Origin of the sequence: Collinsella sp. AF23-4AC, assembly GCF_003462685.1 — a bacterium.
In the GTDB taxonomy this organism is placed as follows: domain Bacteria; phylum Actinomycetota; class Coriobacteriia; order Coriobacteriales; family Coriobacteriaceae; genus Collinsella.
In genome coordinates, this window is record NZ_QRVE01000044.1 from 1 (window position 1) to 750 (window position 750).

At 58.7% G+C, this 750-nt stretch carries 1 protein-coding gene; it reads right to left on the minus strand.

Annotation, left to right across the window (positions count from 1 at the left end; all coding sequences use genetic code 11):
- Positions 1 to 141: 141 nt before the first annotated feature.
- Positions 142 to 600 (minus strand): IS200/IS605 family transposase, encoded by a 459-nt coding sequence (tnpA, locus tag DWY05_RS09855; RefSeq protein WP_055287554.1) that lies wholly within the window; start codon positions 598 to 600, stop codon positions 142 to 144.
- Positions 601 to 750: the final 150 nt, after the last annotated feature.

Consider the following 750-nt stretch of genomic DNA (forward strand, 5'->3'; position numbering starts at 1 on the left):
AATCAGAACCACCCTTAAAAAGGGTGGTTTGCTCTTAGGGTATAACCCACGGGCCCCGGGCTCGCGTCTAAAGGCGCGGGCCCGGACTTCGTCCAGGCCTAGTGCATCTTGACCCGTGGCGCGCCGGTCGAACCGGCGGCATCACCCCCTCTTGAAGGGGTCCTCGTACTCCTTCACGCTCAGCTTGTCCAGCGCGATATCGTGGGACTCCTGCTCCCTGATGTACTTGGCGATCGTCGCCTCGTTCAGGCCGACGGTGGACACGTAGTAGCCCTCCGCCCAGAACTTCCTGTTGCCGAACTTGTACTTGAGGTTGGCGTGCCTGTCGAATATCATCAGCGAGCTCTTCCCCTTCAGGTAGCCCATGACGCTCGCGACGCTGTACTTCGGCGGGATCGCCAGCAGCACGTGCACGTGGTCGGGCATCAGGTGCCCCTCGATTATCTCGATCCCCTTGTACTCGCACAGCTTCCTGAGGATCTCCCCTATGTCGCTCCTGATTTGGTTGTAGATCACTTTGCGCCTATACTTCGGCGTGAACACGATGTGGTACTTGCACATCCACTTCGTGTGGGAAAGGCTGTAGGCCTTCTGGGCCATGGCGACCACCCCTTCGACTCGAATTCTTGACGGCCTGAACAATCGTCAATATCGGTCGGAGGGGTGGCTTTGTAAAGCCGTTTGCCTCCACCCGCGTAGCGGGTGGTTTAAAGCTGGCCGCTGCGCGGCCAGCAGACTAAAGTCTTGAAA

Coding starts and splice junctions, on each gene's coding strand:
- tnpA (WP_055287554.1), bottom strand. CDS start 600: ATGGCCCAGAAGGCCTACAGCCTTTCCCACACGAAGTGGATGTGCAAG.